At 45.1% G+C, this 2,844-nt stretch carries 2 protein-coding genes; both read left to right on the forward strand.

Annotated elements, in window-relative coordinates; translation table 11 throughout:
- The coding region (locus J6I68_RS12665) for a GGDEF domain-containing protein (RefSeq protein ID WP_292220830.1) at positions 1-1,852 on the forward strand (1,852 nt) is incomplete at its 5' end.
- Positions 1,845-2,844 (forward strand): GTP-binding protein (locus J6I68_RS12670; protein ID WP_292220832.1); only part of this gene is annotated, 1,000 nt, incomplete at its 3' end. The genes J6I68_RS12665 and J6I68_RS12670, both read left to right, overlap by 8 nt.

Below are 2,844 nucleotides of genomic sequence, written 5' to 3' on the forward strand. Positions count from 1 at the left end.
GGATAAAAAACTGGTAGCTCTTTGCACATATAGAATTTACGAACCGGGAGAGTTTGCGTTCATATCTGAACTAAACAGGCTCCTTCGGGAGGAAGACTGTGCTTTTTTCATATATGCGCTCAATTCTGAGATAGGCAACAGCGGCAATGAGATTGCTGAGACTGCTGTCTTTGACGTTATTCCCTATGATAAAACTGATGCAATCGTGATAATGGATGAAAAGATCAAGAGCCGCAAGGTGGTACAGGGTGTCATCGACAAGGCAAGGAAAGCGGACGTCCCTGTTATGGTCATAGACGGAAACTATGATGACGTGTCCACTGTGTGGTTTGACTATGCCAAGGGTTTTGAGCGTGTGGTCAGTCACATTATCGAGTATCATAAATGCAGAAGACCGCATATGATGGCCGGCAAGAGAAACAATCCATTTTCTGATGAGAGAATACAGATCTTCAAAGATGTGATCAAAAGAAATGGCATCGAGTTTAATGAGGACATGATCAGCTACGGAGATTTCTGGACTAGTCCAACAAGGGCAGCAGCTGTCAAGCTTCTTGAAAGGGACGAGCTTCCTGACTGTGTGATCTGTGCCAATGACATTATGGCTCTCAATGTAACCGATATCTTTATGTCCGCAGGAGTTAAGGTTCCTGAGGATGTTCTTGTCTCCGGTTTTGACGGTATAGAAGAGGCATTTATGTCAAAGCCTGGTATAACCACCGCAAAGTGTGATGGAATAGCCCTTGGCAAAAAGGTCATGGAGGTTCTCCTTAGGATGTTTGCAGGGGAGAACAATGTAAAAGACTATATTGTTCCGGACTTTATATCCAATGAATCCTGCGGGTGCCCCAGAAACACGTCAGTTACATTTGACAGTATTTCAGCTCTTAACAACAACTTCTATCATCATCAGGATGACATTCATATGCTCCAGGAGCTGACCTACAAGGTCATGAACGACAACGATATTCCGGGACAGATGCGATTCCTTAAAAAAGGTCTTGCCCAGAATGTTTGCGTTGTGGTTGAGGAGTCCTGCTTTGACCTTGAAAAGAACTACTTCTTTGACGATGTTAAGACCGGAACCAGGATGGTGGTCTATGATTTTTATAAAGATGACGAAGCCCCCTATCCATATGACCCTAAGGAAGTCATACCACACCTGGATGTTCTTCTAAAAAAAGGATTTCCCATTATCTTCAACGGACTTGAGTATATGAATAAATGTCCCGGATTTGTATGCTTTTCATTCCCGGGCATCAACCTAATAAACTACACCCAGACTTCCAGCATAACCAATACCTTTGGAATGGCTGTGGGAGGATATGTCACCAACAAGTATCAGAAGTACCTTCGTGACAAGCTTCAGGAGATGTACCAGACAGATGCTCTTACAGGACTCCTTAACAGACACGCATTTCTTGATAAGATGGTCCAGATCAGGGAGACAGAGGCTAACGAAGGCCGCAAGGTCAACATTATTGCCTCTGACCTTAACTCACTTAAATATATCAACGACAACTTAGGACACCTTGAAGGTGACAAGGCCATAACAGCTGTGGCCCACGCTCTTAAAAAGGCCTGCCCAGAGGATGCACTTTGCGTCCGCGTAGGAGGCGATGAGATGTTTGCTTTCTTCTTTGGAGTCTATGACCTTGACAAGATCATGGCTGATATAGATGAAAGATTAAAGAAAGCAACTAAGGAGCTTGGCTATACAGTTTCAGCCAGCATGGGTACTTATACTGCCTTCTTTGACAAGGACCTTGATCTTACCAAGGCCCTGGATGTTGCTGATGAGCATATGTACGAAAACAAAAGGCGATACAAGGAAAGAACGAGCAATGCCTAAACACGTAACAATAGGAATTTTGGCACACGTAGATGCAGGAAAGACCACTCTTTCAGAGGGACTCCTGTATCTGTCCGGCGCCATAAGAAACATAGGAAGGGTGGACCACAGGGACACCTTCCTTGACACATATGAACTTGAAAGAGCCCGCGGAATCACTATTTTTTCCAAAGAGGCTTCTTTTGATTATGGAGATATTTCTTTTACCCTTCTTGATACCCCAGGCCATGCGGACTTCTCACCGGAGATGGAGAGGACACTTCAGGTACTTGATATGGCGATCCTTCTCATAAGTGCTGCAGACGGAGTTACAGGCCAGGCCAAGCTCTTATTTGAACTTCTAAAACACTACCGTGTTCCCACTATTATCTTTGTCAACAAAATGGATCAGGTCAGGGACTCTTTTGATATCGCGTCAAAAGAGATGATTGCAGCGCTTAAATCTACGCTGTCATCCCACATTGTCAGCATCCACAACGGTATAAATGACGACCTTACCCAGGAGGAGCTGGCAGTTTGTGACGACGAGCTTTTGTCCGCTTTTTTTGAGGGCAAAAGAGTTTCATCAGTAGATGTAAAAATGCTGGTAAACGAAAGGAAGTGCTTCCCTGTGATCTTTGGGTCTGCCCTTAAGATGGAGGGGGTAAAAGAACTATTAGCTGCAGTCTGTGACTATGTAATACCGGTGACGGAAAAGGAAGGAAGCAGGCAGGATCAAGGTGGTGACAATGATCCGCAAAACCAGCCCTTTGGGGCCAGGATCTTTAAGATAAGCAGGGACGGAAGCGGAAACAGGCTCACCCACCTTAAGATAACAAGCGGAAGTTTGAAGATAAGGGACCAGGTTGGCGATGAGAAAATAGACCGCATAATGGTCATTTCAGGGGATAAGATGCAGGCCATAAAGGAAGCGGTAGCTGGCCAGGTAGTTGCAGTTATGGGACTGACCAACAGGCGCGCAGGAGAAGGGCTTGGAGTACTTGAGGGAGATA

It is taken from the genome of Butyrivibrio sp., assembly GCF_017940685.1.
Classification (GTDB): Bacteria; Bacillota; Clostridia; order Lachnospirales; family Lachnospiraceae; genus Butyrivibrio.